At 61.6% G+C, this 21,281-nt stretch carries 16 protein-coding genes; 9 read left to right on the top strand and 7 right to left on the bottom strand.

Features of this window, described 5'->3' with window-relative positions:
• Nucleotides 1-3 precede the first annotated feature (3 nt).
• The 4 genes from J3P88_RS00170 (at nt 4) to J3P88_RS00155 (ending at nt 5,502) form a co-directional block, all read left to right on the top strand.
• Entirely contained in the window at nt 4-882 is an 879-nt protein-coding gene (locus tag J3P88_RS00170; protein WP_186706426.1) for an endonuclease/exonuclease/phosphatase family protein, read from the top strand.
• Nucleotides 879-2,930, top strand: a complete 2,052-nt coding sequence (locus J3P88_RS00165) for a diguanylate cyclase (RefSeq protein ID WP_434573333.1) — start codon at nt 879-881, stop codon at nt 2,928-2,930. The genes J3P88_RS00170 and J3P88_RS00165 overlap by 4 nt, the downstream gene beginning before the upstream one ends.
• Nucleotides 2,931-3,033: 103 nt before the next feature.
• Nucleotides 3,034-3,813 carry an N-acetylmuramoyl-L-alanine amidase gene (locus tag J3P88_RS00160; protein ID WP_434573331.1) on the top strand — a complete coding sequence of 260 codons (780 nt, stop codon included), beginning with the start codon at nt 3,034-3,036 and terminating at the stop codon, nt 3,811-3,813.
• A 75-nt stretch (nt 3,814-3,888) separates the two neighbouring features.
• The gene (locus tag J3P88_RS00155; protein ID WP_434576653.1) at nt 3,889-5,502 is read left to right on the top strand and encodes an EAL domain-containing protein; all 1,614 of its coding nucleotides are present in this window, start codon (nt 3,889-3,891) and stop codon (nt 5,500-5,502) included.
• 8 nt (nt 5,503-5,510) lie between these two features.
• On the opposite strand, the gene J3P88_RS00150 is transcribed toward J3P88_RS00155, so the two are convergent.
• Nucleotides 5,511-7,301: an ATP-binding protein gene (locus J3P88_RS00150; RefSeq protein WP_186706422.1), complete on the bottom strand. Its 1,791-nt coding sequence runs from the start codon at nt 7,299-7,301 to the stop codon at nt 5,511-5,513.
• 10 nt (nt 7,302-7,311) lie between these two features.
• A complete protein-coding gene (gene algB, locus J3P88_RS00145) occupies nt 7,312-8,658 on the bottom strand; it encodes a sigma-54-dependent response regulator transcription factor AlgB (RefSeq protein ID WP_003177149.1) in 1,347 nt (448 codons plus the stop codon).
• A gap of 438 nt (nt 8,659-9,096) precedes the next feature.
• On the opposite strand from algB, the gene J3P88_RS00140 reads away from it, so the two are divergent.
• From J3P88_RS00140 to J3P88_RS00120, 5 genes are all read left to right on the top strand, one after another.
• Nucleotides 9,097-9,402 carry a hypothetical protein gene (locus J3P88_RS00140; protein ID WP_186706421.1) on the top strand — a complete coding sequence of 102 codons (306 nt, stop codon included), beginning with the start codon at nt 9,097-9,099 and terminating at the stop codon, nt 9,400-9,402.
• An 80-nt stretch (nt 9,403-9,482) separates the two neighbouring features.
• Nucleotides 9,483-9,647 (top strand): DUF1328 domain-containing protein, encoded by a 165-nt coding sequence (locus tag J3P88_RS00135; RefSeq protein WP_003177151.1) that lies wholly within the window; start codon nt 9,483-9,485, stop codon nt 9,645-9,647.
• 2 nt (nt 9,648-9,649) lie between these two features.
• Nucleotides 9,650-10,114 (top strand): inhibitor of vertebrate lysozyme family protein, encoded by a 465-nt coding sequence (locus J3P88_RS00130; RefSeq protein WP_186728490.1) that lies wholly within the window; start codon nt 9,650-9,652, stop codon nt 10,112-10,114.
• 704 nt (nt 10,115-10,818) lie between these two features.
• Nucleotides 10,819-12,150 carry a glutamate/aspartate:proton symporter GltP gene (gene gltP / locus J3P88_RS00125; protein ID WP_434573328.1) on the top strand — a complete coding sequence of 444 codons (1,332 nt, stop codon included), beginning with the start codon at nt 10,819-10,821 and terminating at the stop codon, nt 12,148-12,150.
• A gap of 280 nt (nt 12,151-12,430) precedes the next feature.
• The gene (locus J3P88_RS00120; protein ID WP_186706418.1) at nt 12,431-13,660 is read left to right on the top strand and encodes a nucleoside recognition domain-containing protein; all 1,230 of its coding nucleotides are present in this window, start codon (nt 12,431-12,433) and stop codon (nt 13,658-13,660) included.
• Nucleotides 13,661-13,957: 297 nt separating this feature from the next.
• Here the strand turns inward: J3P88_RS00120 and J3P88_RS00115 are convergent, their stop codons facing one another.
• From J3P88_RS00115 to J3P88_RS00095, 5 genes are all read right to left on the bottom strand, one after another.
• Complete coding sequence (locus tag J3P88_RS00115) at nt 13,958-14,965, bottom strand: DUF5924 family protein (protein WP_186706417.1); 1,008 nt, start codon at nt 14,963-14,965, stop codon at nt 13,958-13,960.
• 263 nt (nt 14,966-15,228) lie between these two features.
• The gene (locus J3P88_RS00110) at nt 15,229-16,617 is read right to left on the bottom strand and encodes a M16 family metallopeptidase (RefSeq protein WP_411386070.1); all 1,389 of its coding nucleotides are present in this window, start codon (nt 16,615-16,617) and stop codon (nt 15,229-15,231) included.
• A gap of 215 nt (nt 16,618-16,832) precedes the next feature.
• On the bottom strand, nt 16,833-18,491 hold the full coding sequence (locus J3P88_RS00105) for a Na/Pi cotransporter family protein (RefSeq protein ID WP_186706415.1): 1,659 nt from the start codon (nt 18,489-18,491) through the stop codon (nt 16,833-16,835).
• A 349-nt stretch (nt 18,492-18,840) separates the two neighbouring features.
• The gene (locus tag J3P88_RS00100) at nt 18,841-19,608 is read right to left on the bottom strand and encodes a TerC family protein (RefSeq protein ID WP_186706414.1); all 768 of its coding nucleotides are present in this window, start codon (nt 19,606-19,608) and stop codon (nt 18,841-18,843) included.
• A 77-nt stretch (nt 19,609-19,685) separates the two neighbouring features.
• On the bottom strand, nt 19,686-20,993 hold the full coding sequence (locus tag J3P88_RS00095; RefSeq protein WP_434573324.1) for a CitMHS family transporter: 1,308 nt from the start codon (nt 20,991-20,993) through the stop codon (nt 19,686-19,688).
• Nucleotides 20,994-21,281: the final 288 nt, after the last annotated feature.

Genomic DNA, 21,281 nt, shown 5'->3' with positions numbered 1-21,281 from the left:
CCCATGGCCCGCTGGAGTACCGAACGCATCGTTGGCCTACATGAACCACGGGTCAACGAGCATCATGTCACGTCCACGGGCCTGCCTGGCGACAGCCGCTTGCGGCTCCTCAGCTTCAATATCCAGGTGGGCATCAGCACCGAGCGCTACCGGCATTACCTGACCCGCGGCTGGCAACATTTGCTGCCGCACACCGGGCGTGCCGGCAACCTGCAGAAAATCGGCGACCTGCTCAAGGACTTCGACCTGGTGGCCTTGCAAGAGGCCGACGGCGGTAGCTTGAGGTCAGGCTACGTCAACCAGGTGGAACACCTGGCCCAACTGGGCGCTTTTCCCTACTGGTACCAGCAACTCAATCGCAACCTCGGACGCCTCGGCCAGCACAGCAATGGCGTGTTGAGTCGCCTGCGCCCGTGGGCAATTGAAGATCATCCGCTGCCGGGCCCCAAGGGGCGCGGGGCGATCCTGGCGCGTTTCGGCGAAGGTCCGGAGGCGCTGATCGTGGTCATGATGCACCTGGCCCTCGGGGCGCGTACCCGGACAATGCAACTGGCCTACATTCGCGAGCTGATCGGCGGCTACAAACATCAGATCCTGATGGGCGACATGAACACTCACGCCACCGACTTGCTGCAGACCTCGCCCTTGCGCGATCTCGGTTTGCTCGCCCCGCAACTGGAAGCAACATTCCCCAGCTGGCGCCCCCAGCGCTGCCTGGACCATATTCTATTGAGCCCGACCCTGACCCTCGAACGCGTCGAGGTGCTGGCCCAACCCATTTCCGATCACCTGCCGGTCGCGGTAGAAATTCGTTTGCCGGGTTCGCTCACGGCCGATGCATTCCCTGCGCTGAGTACTGCCCTCGCGGATCCGAATGAATGAGCGACGACGCCGAACGCTGGAGAGAGAAATACCTCAAGAGCATCGAACAGCAGGAAAAGCTCGAGCGCCGCTGGGATGCTCGGCTCGACTTGCTGCGTCGTGGCCTGGTGCGCAGCACCCTGGCCGCCGAGGGCACTGACCGGGCTGTCGATCAATGCATGAAAGAGATGCGCGAGGTAGTGCGCACCGATGACATGGATGCCGGCCTCGCTGCCCTGCTGCCGCGCCTGGAGAAAGCCGTACTCGATTCCGAGCAACGCCGCGAAACCCGGGTCGAGCAGACGAGCGCTGCGTTGACGGCCCTGGTCGCCCAGTTGCAGAGGCTGCCGTTGCCCAAAGAAGTCAGCCGGCCGCTGAAGAAGTTTGCCAAGCAACTGGAGGACCGAGCCGGCCAGGCCCGGGAGATTCCGCTGCTGCTCAGCGAACTGAGCGGTTTGCAAGGCAAGGCCCTGAGCGCCTTGGACGCCCCTGTCGAACCGAATCGACCCGGCCTGCTGCAACGGCTGTTTGGCGGCCAAGGCCATGAGGAAGCGACGCCGCAGCCCCACGAGCCTGCCCAGGCCAGCGTGGCGCCTGCGTCAGAAACGACTCTGCCGGTAGCCGTTGAGCCGGCAGATGATGCAGCCTCCGTCGCACCAGGGCCTGCACCGCAGCCATTGGTCGCGGAGCAAGCAGCCGAGGCGACGCCCGAACCGGTCGGCCCGGTTGCGCCGCAGTCCCAAGTCGCGCCGACGCCCACTCCGACACCCGTCGCCGAAGTGATTCAGCCAACCAGCGAGCTGGACGAAGCAATCGAGCCCGCCCCGCCGCAAACACCGGTCGCCCACGAGCTCCCGGTAGCAGCGTCCAGCTTGGAGAATCCCGACGAACTGATGCCCGAGGAGGAGCCTCAGGCCCTTCCCGCCTCCTCGTCGCCGCCAACAGAAGTCGAGCCCGACGACCCCCTGGCCGCAGCCGATATCGTAGACGCCCAGTACGCCCTGCCCGACTCGCCGGAGCCGTCCTACAGCTCGGTCGCCAAACACATTGAAGACACCTTGTTGGGCCTGTTGGGCGACCTGACCTTGCCCGAACGCCATCGCCCACAAGCCGAAGCCATGCGTGAGCGGCTGCGAAATGGGCTGAATTGGTACGAACTGCTACCGATCCTCGATGATCTGGCGGTATTGATGCTGGCCATCACCGACACTGGCCAGCATGAGTTCGAAGCGTACTTGCAGCGCCTCAATGATCGGCTGGAGTCCTTCCAGAGCAGCCTGCAAGCCGCCAGTGAAGACCACGCCGACAACCTGTCGGCCTCCCGGCAAATGGACACCCAGATTCGCGAACAGGTGGACGGGCTGCAAAGCAGCGTGCAACAAGCCGATGACCTGGAAGGCCTCAAGCAGGTGCTGGAGAATCATCTTGAAGGCTTGCTCGGCACGATGGACCAACACCGTCAACAACGGGATCAGCGCGAGCAGGAAGTCTCGACGCGCCTGAAAAGCCTGGCCGATCGTGTCGCACTGATGGAGCAGGATGCCCAGGTCGTGCGGGAAAATCTCGAAGAGCAACGGCAAAAAGCGCTGGTCGATCCGCTCACCGGGTTGCCCAACCGTGCTGCCTGGTCCGAGCGGCTGGAACATGAAGTTGGCCAGTGGCAGCAACACGGCAACAGCTTGCTGCTGGCCATGCTCGACCTCGATCATTTCAAGCGCATCAATGACAACTACGGCCATCTGGCCGGCGACCGGGTGTTGAAACTGATCGCTTCAGTCCTGCGCAAGCGCCTTCGTGGCAGCGATTTCATCGCGCGTTTCGGTGGCGAAGAGTTTGTCCTGCTGGTGCCGGATACGCCCCTCGCCGCTGGCGCCAAGCTGGCCGAGGCGCTGCGCCTGGCCATCGAAGCTTGCCCATTCCATTTCAAGGGCGAGCCGGTGACCGTGACGGTATCGGTGGGCATGACGGCCTTCAAGCCGGGCGAACACAGCGATTCAGTGCTTAAAAGAGCCGATCAGGCGCTCTACCGGGCGAAAAATGCCGGGCGCAACCGCGTGGAGTTGGGCTGAGGGCTAATTGTTCCAATTTGTTTATTATCGTCCCGCGCACCGGATCATCGCGGGGCGATACGTTACACTGTTGCATTACTTCCAGCGCGTAATGCCTTCCGCCATGAAATTTCTTTCGCTCATCGTTGCTTTAATTGTCCTGGCCGGCTGCACCAGCGGCCCGCGGTTCGACACCAGTCACCCTTCCGTCAATCATGACAACCGCATCCAATTCGTGGTGGTGCATTACACCTCGGCTTCCCTGGAACGTTCCCTGGCCCTGCTGACCCACGGCGAAGTCAGTGCCCATTACCTGATTGGCGACGATAAGGACGCAACCATCTACAAGTTGGTGGATGAAAGCCGACGTGCCTGGCACGCCGGGGAAAGTGAATGGGAAGGTCGGACCTGGCTCAATTCCAGTTCCATTGGCATCGAAATCGTCAATCCGGGTTTCATCGACACGCCCACCGGGCGTCTCTGGTATCCCTACAGCGAAGTCCAGGTCCAGGCGCTGACCGTGTTGCTCAAGGACATCCTGAAGCGCAACGGGCTCAACCCGCGCAGCATCATCGGCCACAGCGACATCGCGCCCCTGCGCAAGCTCGATCCAGGCCCGCTGTTTCCATGGAAGCGCCTGGCGCAGGCGGGCTTGGGAGTATGGCCGGACGAGCAGGCAGTCGCGCGCCAGCAGGTACTCTTCGCCGCGCAGCTACCGTCCGCCAGTTGGTTCCAGGCCGAACTGGCCCGCCTGGGCTACCCAACGCCCCAGACCGGCGAATGGGACGTGGCCACCCAACAGGTGCTGGCCGCCTTCCAGATGCACTACCGTCCGACCCGCTTCGACGGCACACCGGACGCGCAAAGCGCGGCGATTCTGCAGGTGCTCAACCAGACAAAATAATGACGCCCGTCCGACGAATCGGGCCAAATCCAAATCAGAGGCTATAACTCATTGGTAACTTTCGGATTACCGATGATGACGGCTGCCCGCGAAAACCTACAGAGCTGGCTCCATCGCCCCCTTTTCCTGGCGATGATAGCGGCTGCCCTGAGTACCGTCCTGCTGCTGGCGGGCAGTCTGTTCGTGGTGGTGCAGCAGATCCAGCAGCGTGAAAGCGACCAGATGAATGCCCAGGGCGAGCGCTTCCTGCTCCGGCTGGAACAGCTCTTCGGGCAACTGCGTGAAAGCCTCGACGACCTGCAAAACCAGCCCTTGCGCGGCTGCGACGATGACATGATCGCAACCTTGCGCGAGGTCAGCTTCAACTACCGTTTCGTTTATGAAGCGGTGTACATCGATGGCAGCGGCGTTTGTACCAATCGCCCGCGCCCGAGTGGATTGTCGGTGACCCGCCCGCCCGACCTCCGGGGCCCGACCTACAGTTATTGGCTCAATACCACCACCGAACCCAATGAAGACCGCGCGGCGTTGATGCTAGGGCGCGGCAATTTCCGCGTCGCGACCTCCCGTGGACATTTGGCCGACGTGGTCGACCTGCCACCCGGCAGCAGTCTTCTAGTGGTCCTGGATCATGGCGAGCGGGCCATTCCCGTGTTGGGCACCCAACAACGCTGGCCGCCCGCGGAGCCTTGGCCACCGAAAAGCCAAAATGCCTTGCAGGTAACGCAGACCCGGCTGATCTATCGGATGCCCACCGACAGCCCGGAATATCAGCTAGTGCTGATTGCCCAGCGCAACGGTTTCAAGGTTCCGCCCTATGCTTGGTGGATGTTGCCCATCAGCCTGGTGCTGGGCCTGGGGATTGGTTTCCAGGTGTATCTCCTGGCACGCCACCGCCAGTCCATGGATGCCGAACTGCACGGGGCCATTCGGCGCGGTGAACTACAGGTGTTGTACCAGCCGATTTTCGACCTCGACAGCCGCAACTGCGTCGGCGCCGAAGCCTTGCTGCGCTGGCGACGACCGGACGGCACCCTGACCAGCCCGGACTTGTTTATCCCGATGGCCGAGAACACCGGGCAGATCCGCCAGATCACCGATTTCGTGCTGCAGCGGCTGTTCGACCAATTGGGCCAGCTGTTGCGGGCCAATCCGCAGCTGTATATCTCGGTGAACCTGGCGGCCTGCGATGTAATGGTGCCGCGTATAGGCGAAGTCATCGCGCGCCTGTTAGCCCTGCATCGGGTCTCGGCGAACCAGATTGCCTTCGAAGTGACCGAGCGCGGGCTGATCGATGTATTGGTCGCCCGGGATAACCTGCAATCGCTGCGTGATGTCGGGCACCAGGTATTGATCGACGATTTTGGCACCGGTTATTGCAGCCTGGCCTACTTGCAGACCCTGCCGGTGGATTGCCTGAAAATCGACAAGGCTTTCATCGACGCCTTGGGCCACGATGCCGCCAGCAGCGGCGTGGCCCCGCATATCATTCGCATGGCCCACGCCCTGGAACTCAAAGTGATCGCCGAAGGCATCGAGCATGAAGCCCAGGCCTCCTATTTGAGCAGCGAAGGGGTGAGGTTCGGCCAGGGCTGGCTGTTCGCCCATGCTCTTAGCGCGGTGCAGCTCATTGAGTTGATTACCCGCGGCCGACGCCTGCGCGGACGTCGCCTTGATGATGAAGCCTAAGCCGTGAGTCAGACCGTCAGCGCCATGTAGAACTGCGTGCCCTGCCCCGGCCTTGAATACACGCCCATGCGTCCGCCGTGGAGCTGGACGATCTCCTTGCACAGGGCCAGGCCGAGACCGGCGCCACCCTTCTTGCGTCCGACCTGGACGAAAGGCTCGAAGATCCGTCCCTGTTGGCCGTAGGCAATGCCTTCACCGTTGTCTTCGACGCTGATGATCACCCGCTCGCCATGGCGTCGGGCCTGCAAGCGGATCTGGCCGTCTTCGCCGGTGTGGCGCATGGCGTTGTCGATCAGGTTGTCGAGCACGCGATCCAGCTGCCCGGCGTCGGCGTGCAACCGTGGCAACGGACCCTGGATGGCCACGAGCAGCTCGATACCCTTGGCGTGGGCCTGTTCGGCGAACCGCAACCGGGCGTCCTCCAGCAGGTCGTCGATGGAGCAAGGCGCCAGGGTCAGCTTTTGCAGGCCGTTCTGGTAGCGAGAGAAATTCAGCAGGTCATTGATCAGTTGCATCAGCCGCTGCATTTCTTCCGTGACGGTGTTAAGCAGGTCCGCCTCGCGGGACTCCGGCGGGAAGTGCAGGCGTTCCTGCAACAGGCCGAATGCCATGTGCATGCCCGTCACCGGCGTTCGCAGCTCGTGGGAGGCACGCAGGACGAACTCGCTGCGCACCCGTTCGAAGGCGCGCTGTTCGGTGACGTCATGCAGCACCATGACCGCGCCGAGGATGTGGCCCTGGGTATGACTGACCGGCGTGAGGCTGTAGGTCAGCACCCGCGATTCGCCGTCGACCTCGATGCTCAGGTCTTCCGGTGCGCGCTCCAGGGTTCCACCGCGCAATACCAGGTGCAATTCTTCATCCAGTTCCAAGCGTCCCAAGGCCTCGCCCAGCCCTTGGCCCAGGCGCGCCTCATCCCAGCCCAATTGGCGCTGGGCCACCGGGTTGAGGTGTTCCAACCGGCCTTGGCGGTCGATCATCAGCAAGCCGTCGTCGATGCTGTCGAGCACGGCTTGCAAACGTTGCTGGCCGGCGAGCAGTTCATCGACATTGGTGGCTTGGTGTTCGCGCAGTGCCTGGGCCATGACCCCGAAACGACGGGTCAGCAGATTCAACTCGGCGGCGGAAGAAATGGGCAGCGTGACCTCGAAATTGCCCTGGCCGATGTCATCCGCCGCCGCGGCCAGCGCCTCGATCGGCGCGCCGAAACGCCGGGCAATGCCGTGGGCCGTAATAAAGCCGATGACCAGCACCGCCAGCCCCACCAGGCCCAGCAGCCCGGAAATCCACATCGCACGTTTCCGGGCGCGGTCCTGGGTTTCACTGATGTTGGTCAAGGCCTCGCGATAACCCTCGATCAACCCGTTACGCAGCACGTTGAATTTCTCGGTGAGCGCCTTGATACCGGTGAGCTGGCTCGCCTGCTGGCGAGACGCGGTGAAAGCCTCGAGAAACTCGACATAGTCGGCCTTGGCCCGGCTGAAGCTGACCGCTGCATCGTCCAGTTTTCGTTCGTGGGCAATCCCCTCGTCGATCAACGCCAGGTATTGCTGCTTGGACGCCTCCAGCGCAGCCAGGTTGGGCTTGTCGTCGAGCATGATCATCAACTGATCGCCCAGGGTCTGGCGCAGCTTGAGGCCCAGGTCCAGCAGGATGAAGTTGTCGCGTACCGATTGTTCCTGGGTGTTGGCCATCTGCATCACGCTGACCAGGCCAAGCACCAGCCCCAGCAAGGCCACGGTGATCAGCGCCGAAATGCTGAGAAACAGTCGCGTGCGCAGCTTCATCGCCAGTTTCATAAGGTGTCGCTCACAGGTTGTACTGCTTGCGTTTGCGATACAGCGTGGAAGCATCGATACCCAGGGTCTTGGCCGCCTGGTCGAGGGTATCGGCCGTGGCCAGCACCGCACCGATGTGGGCCTTTTCCAATTCATCGAGGCTCAAAGCGGCACCGATGCGCGGCGCATTGTTGACAGGCTGCTCGGCCATGCCCAAGTGACTGATTTCGACTTTTTCCTGTGGGCAGATGATGCTGGCGCGCTCGACCACGTTGCGCAGTTCGCGGATGTTGCCGGGCCAGCGATAGCCTAGCAGCGCTTCCCGCGCCTCGTCGCTGAAGCCCCGGGCCGGGCGCGCGTATTCCTTGACGAAGCGGGCCAGGAAGCGATCGGCCAGGGTCAGGATGTCTTCGGCGCGCTCACGCAGCGGCGGCAGGTGAAGGGTGATGACGTTCAGGCGATACAGCAGGTCTTCGCGAAAACGCCCGTCGCGCACCATGTCTTCGAGGTTGAGGTTGGTGGCGGCGAGAATTCGCACATCGGCGCGGCGGGTGACCGGGTCCCCTACCCGCTCATATTCCTTGTCTTGGATGAAACGCAACAACTTTGGTTGCAAAGTCAGTGGAAAATCGCCGATCTCGTCGAGAAACAGTGTACCGCCGTCGGCCTGGTTGACCCGGCCCAAGGTACTTTCGCTGGCGCCGGTGAACGCCCCTCGGCTATGGCCAAACAACTCGCTTTCCATCAATTCGGCGGTCAGTGACGGGCAATTGATGGTGACGCAGGATTTCTTCGCGCGCTTGCTCCAACCGTGGATCGCTCGAGCCAGCTCGCCTTTACCGGTGCCGGATTCGCCGAGGATCAGGATGTTGGCGTCGGTGCTGGCCACTTGGCGCGCGGTCTCCAGCACGACTTTCATCGCCGGACTGTGGGAGTCGAGGCCGTCCTTGGGTTTACGCACCTCGCCTTCCAAGGCTTCGAGCCTTGCCGACAGTTGGCGCACTTCCAGTTGCTTGGCGGTGGCCAGGCGCAGCTGATCCGGGCTGCAAGGCTTGACCAGGTAATCGGCGGCGCCAGCCTGGATGGCATCGACCGCGGTGTCGACGGCCGAGTGGGCGGTGACGATCACCACTCGCATCCACGGGGCTTGGATACGCATTTGTGCCAGGACATCCAAGCCGTTGTCTTCTCCCAGGCGCAGGTCGAGAAAACACAGGTCGAACACCTGGCGTTGCAGCAGTGCGTCGGCTTGGGCAGCGCTGTTGGCCGTGGCGACGGTATAGCCTTCGTCTTCCAGGCAGTAACGGAACGTACGCAGGATGGCGGACTCGTCGTCTACCAGCAGAATGCGGCCTTGGTGCTCAGTGGCGGATTCCATTTTTCCTACGCTCCTTTAATGAATGATGTTGGTTAGTGTCAGAAAAATCGGGCAAGTTGCATGGTCGATTCTGAGGGGATATTACCCACCGAGCGTGCCTCTGTGGATGTCTGACTCCTAAAAGCCTGATTTGAGTTCCTTTTTTTCTGCTTCCTACGGGTCGGACGGTTCGTATCGCTGATTCCGACGGTTGCGTCTGACAGGCAGTTCCAAAACAACCTGACGCGTTTTCTTTTTCCACTCGTGCAATACGCACGACAGGCGCGCGGGCCATCGTGCAGGATGCGTTCCCTGAGTTTTGTGGTGATTCCACAACATATTGATTTTAAAGAGATTTATCTGAACAAAATCCTGGCACGGCGGCTGCAATGCTCTGGTCAACGTTGGCGTATAAGCGCCTCAACCAGACACCACACCCGGGTGGGGAGGAATTTCAGGATGAATCGTCAAAGTGCCGCCCAATTTAAAAGCGCCGCCCAATTTCGACTCTCTTCTCTGCACCTCCAGCAGGGCTTGTGGGCAGCCCTGGCCCTGTTGGTCACGCTCGTGATTGGCCAGCAATGGTTGCTCTGGCAGGAGCGTCAGCAACCAGAAGCGCCGCAAGTTTCGATTCATCGCGCCCCACAAACCCACTTCAGCGCCGTCAGCAACCTCAAGGACGCTTCCTCTGCCATGCGGATGATGGATGTCGATCAGGTTCAGCCAATGACCGACATGCCGCGTGAAGAGCGCTGGGTGTTTTAACCCGATGTACCGGTCGTCCACTGCGCCGGAACCATCACCGCCAGACCCTCACTAAATAGAAAAGCGTAAGGAGAATCACCATGTTGAGCTGGGCAATTACCTTCCTGATCATTGCCATCATCGCCGCCGTACTGGGCTTCGGTGGTATCGCAGGCACCGCCACGGGCATCGCCAAGATTCTCTTTGTCGTGTTCCTGGTGATGTTCATTGCTTCCTTCTTCTTTGGCCGTCGTGGCCGAGGCTGACCATGAGCGTTTCATTCAAAGGACTGGCCGCCGCCCTGTTGCTGGGCGGCAGTGCCATGGCAATGGCTGCCAATGACGGACAGATGCGCGTCAACCAAGTGCTGCAGGCGGACCCGCAATACCGCGAGACTTGGCAGCACGTCGTGAAAAAAGAAGAACGCCTGCCGGAATGGGTGATGAACCTGACAGGCGATTCGGAACAGATGAATGCTGTCGAGGAAGACGGCGACAAGTACTTGGTGGGGCCGCTCTGTGAAGCCCAGGCGACGTGCCGCAACAAGCGTCTGATCGTTGCCTTCAGTTTCGACAAGGACGAGGCCTATGCCATGTTGGTGGAAGTCCCTGCCGGACTGCCCGCCGACAAGTCCCCAACCCGTCATGCCGATTACCGTTTCCTCGGTAATCCCAATGAAGGTATGCAAGAACTGTTGATGGAACAACTCAAGAAAGATCCGAACTGGTACTGATTCTGAAAACGGGAAAAGCAGCCCTGCTTTTCCCTGCTGCACAGCCCGAGGAGGGCCGGTGCATGACCAGGGGGCCGGGATGCTCTGACGGATGAGCGTCGGAGTGACCTACGGGCACAAGGGGTGCCTGCGAAAGGGCCGGGTCAGGTAAAAGCTGCGACGCAAGTTCGCAAAGCCCGCATGGCTTGGCGAACTTGCGTAGAGCTTCGTGTCGCACAATGCGTGAGCCAGAGCGATTGGGTTCTTCTGGCGTTATACGCCGGCCGCGATGCGGCATTTTGTCTCCTCCCGCCAATTTATTGCCCTTTCCTCGACCGTATATCGGAGAATGCCGAGATAAATTGTCTCGTGGGCTGCGCCTCGATGCGTTGCCATTTCATCGGTTTCCCAACCCAGGCTGAATCAGCCCAGCTACGCTGAAATGGCCGCTCCACGGCACTTATGCCTGCATAAATGGCGCATTCGAACCGCTTGCAAGGCGGGTTTCGTTTGGAAAATCTCATGCCGATTCGGCATGGGGTAGGCGTTTACGGCATTAGACGATCCCCCCTGGCATCGCAATAGTTGCGCCTTTTTTCGCCTGCCAGTAAGCCGCTCGCGCGTGCTCGGGGTGACCTTATACGGGGGCAGGGGCGCGAATGTTTTTCGTCATCGACGAGCCATTCGCGCCCCTGTCCGAGTCCAACTGAAGTAAGGGTAACGATATGAAGAAGGCACGACTAAGCCTCGCCTGGCAGATCCTCATCGGTCTGGTGCTAGGGATTGCATTGGGCGCGCTGCTCAACCATTTCAGTGCCGAGAAGGCCTGGTGGATCAGCAACGTCCTGCAACCGGCGGGCGATATCTTTATCCGTCTGATCAAGATGATCGTGATCCCGATCGTGATTTCCTCGCTGATCGTCGGCATCGCCGGAGTGGGTGATGCCAAGAAGCTCGGGCGTATCGGTCTCAAGACCATCCTTTACTTCGAAATCGTCACCACCATCGCCATCGTCGTCGGCCTGCTGTTGGCCAACTTCTTCCAGCCGGGCAGTGGCATCGACATGAGCACCCTGGGTACGGTGGATATTTCCAAGTACCAGGCCACGGCGGCGGAAGTCCAGCATGAACATGCGTTCATCGAGACCATCCTCAACCTGATCCCGTCGAACATCTTTGCCGCCGTCGCCCGTGGCGAGATGCTGCCGATCATTTTCTTCTCCGTCTTGTTCGGCCTGGGCCTGTCCAGCCTGCAATCGGACTTGCGCGAGCCGCTGGTGAAAATGTTCCAGGGCGTGTCGGAAAGCATGTTCAAAGTCACCCACATGATCATGCAATACGCCCCGATCGGTGTGTTTGCCCTGATCGCGGTGACAGTCGCCAACTTCGGCTTCGCCTCCCTGCTGCCGTTGGCGAAACTGGTGATCCTGGTTTACGTCGCCATCGCCTTCTTCGCCTTCGTCGTGCTGGGCCTGATCGCCCGCCTGTTCGGCTTCTCGGTGCTCAAGCTGATGCGCATCTTCAAGGATGAGCTGGTGCTGGCCTACTCCACCGCCAGTTCCGAAACCGTGCTGCCGCGCGTGATCGAGAAGATGGAAGCCTACGGTGCGCCGAAAGCCATCTGCAGCTTCGTGGTGCCGACCGGTTATTCGTTCAACCTTGATGGCTCGACCCTGTACCAGAGCATCGCGGCGATTTTCATCGCCCAGCTGTACGGCATCGACCTGTCCATCAGCCAGCAATTGCTGCTGGTGCTGACGCTGATGGTCACGTCCAAGGGCATTGCCGGCGTGCCGGGCGTGTCGTTCGTGGTGCTGCTGGCTACCTTGGGCAGCGTGGGTATTCCGCTGGAAGGCCTGGCCTTCATCGCCGGTGTCGACCGCATCATGGACATGGCCCGTACTGCGCTGAACGTTATTGGCAACGCCCTGGCGGTGTTGGTCATCGCGCGTTGGGAAGGCATGTACGACGATGCCAAGGGCCAGCGCTACTGGAACTCCCTGCCGCACTGGCGCAGCAAGGAGCCACTGCCGGCGGGGGAAACTTCCAGCCGCTAATCGCTGAGGGAGGTTGGGCCAGCAGCAAAGTGCCTGAACAACCCCGGTCACTGTGGGAGCCGAGCTTGCTCGCGATTGCGGTGTGTCAGCCAACATGAATATTGACTGATCCGACGCCATCGCGAGCAAGCTCGGCTCCCACAGGTGCTTCTCACAGGGATGCCTCCCAGAAGATCTTTGTGATCCCTGTGCAGTGCCAACCAAACCCCGGAGCAATCCGGGGTTTGTCGTTTCTGCCAGCCCCGCTATCATTCGCGGCATCTTCCGGGGGACTTAACCGATGCTCAATGGCCTGTGGCTTGGCTTCTTTATCGTGGCAGCCGTGTCGGCGCTGGCGCAGTGGCTGATTGGCGGCAACGCCGGGATCTTCGCGGCCATGGTGGAAAGCATCTTCGCCATGGCCAAGCTGTCGGTGGAGGTGATGGTCCTGCTGTTCGGTACCTTGACCCTGTGGCTGGGCTTCCTGCGCATCGCCGAAAAGGCCGGGATCGTCGACTGGCTGGCCAAGGCCCTCGGCCCGCTGTTCTTGCGCTTGATGCCGGAAGTGCCCGCGGGCCATCCGGCGATCGGCCTGATCACCCTCAACTTCGCCGCCAACGGCCTGGGGCTGGACAACGCGGCCACCCCCATCGGCCTCAAGGCCATGCGCGCCCTGCAAGACCTCAACCCCAGCCCGACCATCGCCAGCAACGCGCAGATCCTGTTCCTGGTGCTCAATGCCTCGTCGCTGACCCTGCTGCCGGTGACCATCTTCATGTACCGCGCCCAGCAAGGCGCGCCGGATCCGACCCTGGTGTTCCTGCCGATCCTGCTCGCCACCAGCGCCTCGACCCTGATGGGGCTGCTGTCCGTGGCGTTCATGCAACGCCTGCGCCTGTGGGACCCGGTGGTGCTGGCTTACCTGATTCCGGGTGCGCTGGTGCTGGGTGGTTTCATGGCGCTGTTGGCGACGCTCTCGGCCACGGCGCTGGCGGGGTTGTCATCGATCCTCGGCAACCTGACGCTGTTCGGCCTGATCATCTTGTTCCTGGTGGTGGGCTCACTGCGCAAGGTCAAGGTGTATGAAGCCTTTGTCGAAGGCGCCAAAGAAGGGTTCGACGTTGCCAAGAGCCTGCTGCCGTACCTGGTGGCCATGCTCTGCGCCGTCGGCGTGCTGCGGGCCTCGGGCGCGCTGGATTTCGGCTTGGACGGTATCCGTCACCTGGTGCAGTGGGCCGGCCTGGACACGCGGTTCGTCGATGCCTTGCCGACTGCCATGGTCAAGCCGTTCTCTGGCAGCGCCGCCCGGGCCATGTTGATCGAGACCATGAAGACCTCCGGCGTGGACAGCTTCCCGGCCCTGGTGGCCGCGACCATCCAGGGCAGCACCGAGACCACGTTCTACGTGCTGGCAGTGTATTTCGGTGCCGTGGGCATCCAGCGGGCGCGTCATGCCGTGGGCTGCGCGTTGCTGGCGGAGTTCGCCGGAGTCGTGGCGGCGATTGGTGTGTGCTACTGGTTCTTTGGCTAAGCGGCGGGAATGAGTTTGCTCGCGATAGCGGTGATTCAGCTGACAGCGCTGCTGGATGTGCCGCCGTCATCGCGAGCAAGCTCGGCTCCCACAGGGTCCAGAGCCGGACATAAATATTGGCTACACCTCAGAACCACTGTGGAAGCTGAGCTTGTGGGAACAAGGCTTGCCCGCGATGCAAACACCTCGGTGTAGCGGATAGACCCAGGCGCTGCCATCGCGAGCAAGCTCGGCTCCCACAGGTCACCGCGAATCCCCGTGGGAGCGAGCTTGCTCGCGATAAGGTCCGAAGGACCTTCAGTCCGTCACCTCGAAACGCAGCACGCCGATCATCTGGCCGTTTTCCGTGAGCACTCGCACTTGCCATTTGCCGGTCGAATTTTCCGGGAAGTTCTGCTTGTGGGTCCAGGCGCGATAGCCTTCCTTGCGCCCGCCATGGATGTCCAGGGCGATGCGGTCGACTTCTTTGCCGTTGAACTGCCAGACGTGATAAATCCGCTCGTCGAGCCCTCGCGGCGCATTGATGGCCGTGTAGGCGTACAGGCCATTGCCGCGGATCTGCGCCGCGCTGACCTGCTTGAGGCTGGCGCCCGGCGTGCGGTCCTCCAGTTGGGTGCTGATGGCCACTTCGGTCATCCACAGCGTGGCCGGTGGCACCCAGGAGCGCAGCATCCACCCAGCGGCCCCAATCCCCACGGTGATGCAGAGGATCGCCAGGGCGTTGCGCACGGTGCGGATCGGGAAGATCGAGGCCAGGCTGGGAAACGACAGCAACATGGCAGTGCCCAGCGCCAGCTTGAAGCTCTGGTCGGTGGTCAGGTGCAGGATCACCGGCAACGCGGTGAGCAGGGCGGCGAACAGCGTCAGCGTGTGCAGCGCCAGGAACGCCCAGCGCCGGGGCGCCAGCCATTTGTAGTACAGCGGATCGGTGATCGAAATCAGCGCCGCGATGGTCAGCAGCCCGGTGAAAAGCAGCTGGCTGCTGTTCCAGGTGGTGGTGATAAAGAAGAACGGCAGGACAAAAAACAGGCTTTCCTGGTGAATCATCTGCGTGGCATAGCGCAACAGCGGCTGGGGGATTTCCCGTTTGAAAATCCGCGTGAACAGCCGGGTCATGCTGTTCTCCACCATCAGCCAGAGCCAACTCACCAGCATCATGATGGCAATCCAGGTCGCCAGGCCCTGCTGGCGGTCCACCAGCATGAAACTGCCGACCCCGGAGATGAAACCACCGAGCGCAATGACCCCTGGGTAGCGCTTCATCAATTCAAGGATGCGCTGGAGATAGACCGTCAGGTTTTGCATTCAGTGGTTTCACAGTAAGTCGTAGGAAATATCCCTGACAGAGTATCGCCAGGACGATGACAAGGCGAGGAGCGCGACGCCTACCGTGGCAATCTTTTGTGGCGAGGGAGCTTGCTCCCGCTGGCCTGCGAAGCAGGCCCCTGCATTTCTTCAGACAGACCGCATTGCCCGGGGTTGCGACTGCTGCGCAGCCGAGCGGGAGCAAGCTCCCTCGCCACGGGATTTGAGTGCTCCTGAGCGAGGGTTATCGCGAGCACGCTCGCTCAATCAGACGTCGGTCGCGCTCTGCGACTCCATCGCCACCCAATCCCCACCAGCAGCAACCCCAGCAAACCAGCCAGCCCCCAGACAAGCTCATCATCACTGAGCAACGGCTTCTCGATGCGCAAATACCCCGGGTCCTTGAGCAGTTCGCGCAGGGCCGTGTTGGCCTGTTCCAGGCTCACCCCCTGCAGGCGGACCGCCGGGTTGGCGAAGCGGCCGTCTTCGTAGTCACCCAGGGCGCTCCAGTAGTAATCGGCCAGGGCGCTGTTGCCTTGAACCGCCCAGGACTGATGGGCGATGGCCGCGCGTTTGATGCGCACGAAACTGGCCGGGTCCAGGCCATCCTTGAGCAAGGTCTTGCGCAGTTCTTCGAGGGCTTGTTCGGCTTCGGGCAGGTCCTCGCGGGACAGGTCGGCGTTCAGGCTGAAGAAGCCAACGCCGCCGAACACTTCGCGCTCGGTCCACGGCCCGTAGGACAGGCTGCGGGCCAGGCGCAATTGGCGGTAGAGCGCCCAATCCAGGTAATCCTTGAGCAGGTCGAACGTCTCGTCATGTTGCTCGTCCAGCACCGGCTCGGGGAACAGCCAATGCAGCTTGGCGCTGTCGCCGACCAGGCCACGGATCAGATTGCGCTTGGTGACCGCCTTGTAGCGGATCTGCGGCAGCGCCTCGTGGACACTGGGCTCCACCGGTTCGAGCTCGCCAAAGGCGCGTTCCAGGTAGGCCGGCAGCAGTCGGTCGAGATCGCCGACGATGATCAGCGTCATGTTGTTCGGCGCATACCAGTCCTTGCGCACTTGTTCGAGGCGGGCGAGGGTATGGCGCTGGACCTCGGGCCGTTCCGCGCAGCGCAGGCCCAACTCAACCGCCAACTGATTGCTGGCCTTGTGGCCCAGGTCTTGGCGATCGAGCCAGCGTTGCAGGTGGGTGTAGTGGCCGCCGTCTTCGCGCTCCACCACCCGCTTGGCCGCTTCCAGGGCTTTTTCATCGATGCGGGTGCGGGTCAACAGCGCCAGCAGCAGGTCCAGGACCTTGCGTTGATTGCGTGCCGGCGCCTCGATGACAAACGTGGTGTCGGCGTTGCTGGTGAACGCGTTCCACTCGCCACCCAAGGCTTGCATGCGCTCTTCCAGGCCGCCTTCGCCGCTTTCGTCGACGCCGCTGAACAGCAGGTGTTCGAGCAGGTGCGGCAGTTCCTTGTCGGCGCAACTGAAGTCGTCCAGGCCCACGCCCACCACCAGCCGGATCGCCACGTGCCCGCGCTCGGTGCCCGGCTTGAGCAGCAATTGCAGGCCGTTGGGCAGCGTATAGCCTTCGACCTGGAACCGGTCGAGGGCAACCACGGGCAATGAACCGAGCAAAAGAAAGGCGAGCAACAGACAACGCATAAAGGCTTCCTGGCGGCTGGGTGGAGGTCCATGGTGTCGGGCAGGCCGTCAACGGCGGAGTGTCGCCCGGAGTCGGCTCGCTCCCCCTATCGAATCTATGCGGTGTTCATGACAACGGGAGCAGGCGGGCCGGTGAACGGTTTCAGGCCCGAGCCATTGTTTTTGACTGACGTTTTTCACTGACATTGTTACTGACTGATCAATGCGCCAGTCGTTCACGGCGAATGGGTAATGTCGCTAATTTCATCGGCCGCCAGCGCGCCGATCTCGGACGTCTCTAGCACCACGTAGGCACTGCCGCAAAACAGCGAATTGAGGCGTCGCATGTCAGCGATCAGCTCCAGGTGCAGGGAACTGGTCTCCATGCTTTGTACGACTTTGCGTTGCAAACGGCTGACATGGGCGTGGGCCATGCGCCGCTCCTGCGCTCGAAAGCGACGTTTCTCACGCAGCAACTGCCGGGCGCTTTCCCGGTCGGCGCTGAGGAATACCGACAGGCCCAATCGCAGGTTGGCGATCAAGTGGCTGTGCAGCCCCGCCAATTCCTCCAGGCCGACCTCGGAAAAGGAACGACGTTGCGAGGTTTTCTGCTGCTGGACCTTGCGCAACATGCGCTCGATGAGGTCGCTGGCCAGCTTGAGGTTGATCGCCAGTTCGATGATCTCCGCCCAGCGGCGGCTGTCCTGTTCGCTGAGGTCCTCACGGGGCATTTGCGCCATGTACAACTTGATGGCACTGCACAGCGCTTCGACGTCATCGCTCATGCGCCGGACGTCCTGGGTCACCGCCGTTTGCGCTCCGCGCAGCACGTCCAGCATGGCTTCGAGCATGTTTTCGATCAGGTCGCCGATGCGCAAGGTTTCCCGGGCCGCGTTCGCCAGGGCCAGGCTCGGGGTGGCGAGGGCGGTGGCGTCCAGGTGGCGGGGCTTGGCCGTGCCGTTGGTCTCGGGCCGCTCCGGCAGCAGCCAGGCACAAAGCTTGGCCATCGGGCCGACGCTGGGCAGCAACACTAGGCACCGCACGGCGTTGTAGAGCAGATGGAAGCCGATCACGGTTTCCTGGGGGCTGAAATCCAGGCTATCGAGCCAGCCCACCAGCGGATCGAGCACCGGAATGATCAGCACCAGCCCGATCAGTTTGTACAGCAGGCTGCCCAGCGCCACCTGGCGTCCGGCGGTGTTCTGCATGCTGGTACTGAGGAACGCCAGGATGCCGCTGCCGATGTTGGCGCCGATCACCAGGCCGATGGCCACCGGCAGGCTGATCACCGCGGCGCCGGCCAGTGTCGCGGTCAGCAGCACGGCAGCGAGGCTGGAATAGGAGACCATCGCGAACAGCGCGCCGACCAACGCATCGAGCAGGATGTCGCCGGTCAGTGAGGCGAAGATCACTTTCACGCCTTGGGCGTGGGTGATGGGCGCCGCGGCTTCGACGATTAACTGCAAGGCGAGGATGATCAGGCCCAGGCCGATGCTGACCCGGCCCATTTGCCCGACGCGCGTCTGTTTGCGCGAGAGGAAAAAAATCACCCCGAGGAAAATCAGCAGCGGCGACAGCCACGACAGGTCGAGGGTCAGCACCCGTGCCATCAACGCGGTGCCGACATCGGCGCCGAGCATGGTCGCCAGGGCCGGGGTCAGCGCCATCAGGCCCTGGCCGACGAACGAGGTGACGAGCATGGCCGTGGCGTTGCTGCTCTGGACCATGGCCGTGACCATGATGCCGGCGATGAACGCCAGCCAGCGCCGGGACATGTTCTGACTGATGACGTGGCGCAGGTTCGAGCCGTAGACCCGCAGGATGCCGGTACGCACGATATGCGTGCCCCAGATCAGCAGGGCCACGGCGGAGAGCAAATTGAGCAGGGTCAGCATGAGAGGCCCCCTGTTAGCGTCCCAAAGGAACAAATGGGTGATGCGACATTCTTCGTTCTTGTACTTAAGCTGTAGTTGGCGAACGGTACGGGCGCCAGCATTGCACAGCTAAAGAATCGATTGAAACAAAACTGTCATGAAAACAGGTCGTCCAGAACGACAAAGATCCTGTGGGAGCGGGCTTGCTCGCGAAAGCGGTAGGTCAGTCGCATCGGTGCTATCTGATCCACCGCCTTCGCGAGCAAGCCCGCTCCCACAGGGGGATGCATTCCAGCTTAATGACCTGGCCACTTACCCGCAGGCATGAAAAAGGGGCTCCAAGAGCCCCTTTCATTCACTGCCCTCTACCTTACTGACCCGGCATGTCCTTGCGCAGTTTCACCGGATCCTGTTGCTTGCGCTTGCGCGCCATCGCGGTGCGCATCTTGATGTTGACTGCTTCCACCGCCAGGGAGAACGCCATGGCGAAGTAGACGTAGCCTTTTGGCACGTGCACGTCGAACGACTCGGCGATCAGCACGGTACCGACCACCAGCAGGAACGACAGCGCCAGCATCTTCAGCGACGGGTGCTTGTCGATGAACGTGCTGATGGTGCCCGAGGCCAGCATCATCACCAGTACGGCGACGATGATTGCCGCGACCATGACCGGCACATGGGAAACCATGCCGACCGCGGTGATGACCGAATCCAGGGAGAACACGATGTCGATGATCGCGATCTGGATGATGGTGTAGATGAAGTTGCCGCCCTTGCCCGAAGGCGCGTCGCTGCTTTCATCTTCGCCTTCCAGCGCGTGGTACATCTCCTGGGAGCTTTTCCACAGCAGGAACAGGCCGCCGAAGAACAGGATCAGGTCACGACCGGAGATGCCCTGGCCGAACACTTCGAACAAATCGGCCGTCAGGCGCATGACCCAGGTGATGGACAGCAGCAACAGGATCCGCGTGATCATGGCCAGTGCCAGACCGAAAATCCGGGTGCGCGCCTGCATGTGCTTGGGCATGCGGCTGACCAGGATCGAGATCATGATGATGTTATCGATGCCCAGGACGATTTCCAGGGCGGTCAGGGTAAAGAAGGCAACCCAGATTTCCGGGTTGGTCAGCCATTCCATGTGAGTTCCTTTGAGCGAGTGTTAGGCCGCGCCGCGCCTTCGGTTACCCGAGAGGGGCGACGCAGCGGGCGTTGCTTTTATAGAGTGCTGAACAGCGGAAAAATCCCCATCAGCAAGGCGGCGAACATTATGCACAGGCAAACCAGTACTGCCCACTTCAAGGTGAAGCGTTGGTGATCGCCGAACTCGATTCCCGCCAGGGCCACCAGCAGATAAGTCGACGGAACCAGCGGACTCAGCAGATGCACGGGCTGGCCAACGACGGAGGCACGGGCCATTTCTACGGCGGTGATGCCGTAATGACTGGCGGCTTCGGCCAAAACCGGTAACACCCCGTAATAAAATGCATCGTTGGACATGAAGAACGTGAACGGCATGCTCACCAGTGCGGTGATGACCGCCAGGTAAGGACCGAGGAATTCCGGAATCACCGCCAGCAGGCTCTTGGACATGGCGTCGACCATGCCGGTGCCGGACAGGATGCCGGTGAAAATCCCTGCCGCAAAAATCAGCCCGACCACCGCCAGTACACTGCCGGCGTGCGCCGCGACGCGGTCTTTCTGCTGTTGCAGGCACGGGTAGTTGACGATCATCGCGATGCTGAAGGCCACCATGAACAGCACCGGCAATGGCAACAGGCCAGCGATCAGGGTGCACATCAGGGCCAGGGTCAGCGCGCCGTTGAACCAGATCAGCTTCGGACGGCGGGCGTCCGGGAACTGGGACACGCTGATTTCGCTGTGGTCGATCTCATCGCCCGCCAGGTGCAATTCACCCAGGCGCGCACGTTCGCGCTTGCCGTACATGTAGGAAATCGCCAGGATCGCCACGACACCGGCCAGCATCGCCGGGATCATCGGCACGAAGATGTCGGACGGGTCCACATGCAGCGCACTGGCCGCCCGGGCGGTTGGACCGCCCCACGGGGTCATGTTCATCACGCCGCCGGCGAGAATGATCAGGCCAGCCATGATGCGCGGGCTCATGCCGATGCGGCTGTAGAGCGGCAGCATCGCGGCCACGCAGATCATGTAAGTGGTCGCGCCGTCACCATCAAGGGAAACGACGAGCGCCAGAACGGCGGTACCGACCGAGACTTTCAACGGGTCGCCCTTGACCAGCTTGAGGATCTTGCGCACGGCCGGGTCGAACAGGCCGGAGTCGATCATCAGGGCAAAATACAGAATCGCGAACATCAGCATCACCCCGGTCGGGGCGAGCTTGGTGATGCCTTCGAGCATCATCGGGCCGATCTTCGGCGCGAAGCCACCGAACAGGGCGAACAGGATCGGGATGACGATCAGGGCGATCAGCGCGGACAGGCGCTTGGTCATGATCAGGAACATGAACGTGATGACCATGGCGAAGCCAAGGAAAGTCAGCATGGGAAATACTCCAGGCGTGGCGCGGCTATGGAAGGCGAACCGGACAGGTCAGCGCAGGATGCAAAGCACGGGGCGGACGGATGGAGTGGGTGCAGCGGGACGGGTAGCAGCGGACATCAGAATCACCATTGTTGTTGTTAAAAAGGCCGAACGAGCATCAGAAAGACTCGTTGTAGGCCACCGGTCTGTTGCCGGTAGGTGAGGCGATCCTAATCGCGCAAGCTTTCAGCAGCCTTTCGCCGCTGCAATGGTTGATGACTGGCCAAGCGAGCCGTGTTGCGGTGTTGT

Source organism: Pseudomonas sp. Z3-6, from assembly GCF_051131985.1.
Taxonomy (GTDB): Bacteria; Pseudomonadota; Gammaproteobacteria; order Pseudomonadales; family Pseudomonadaceae; genus Aquipseudomonas; species Aquipseudomonas zanjanensis.
The sequence above is the reverse complement of the archived record's forward strand: the minus strand, read 5'-3'. Positions and strand labels throughout refer to the sequence as shown.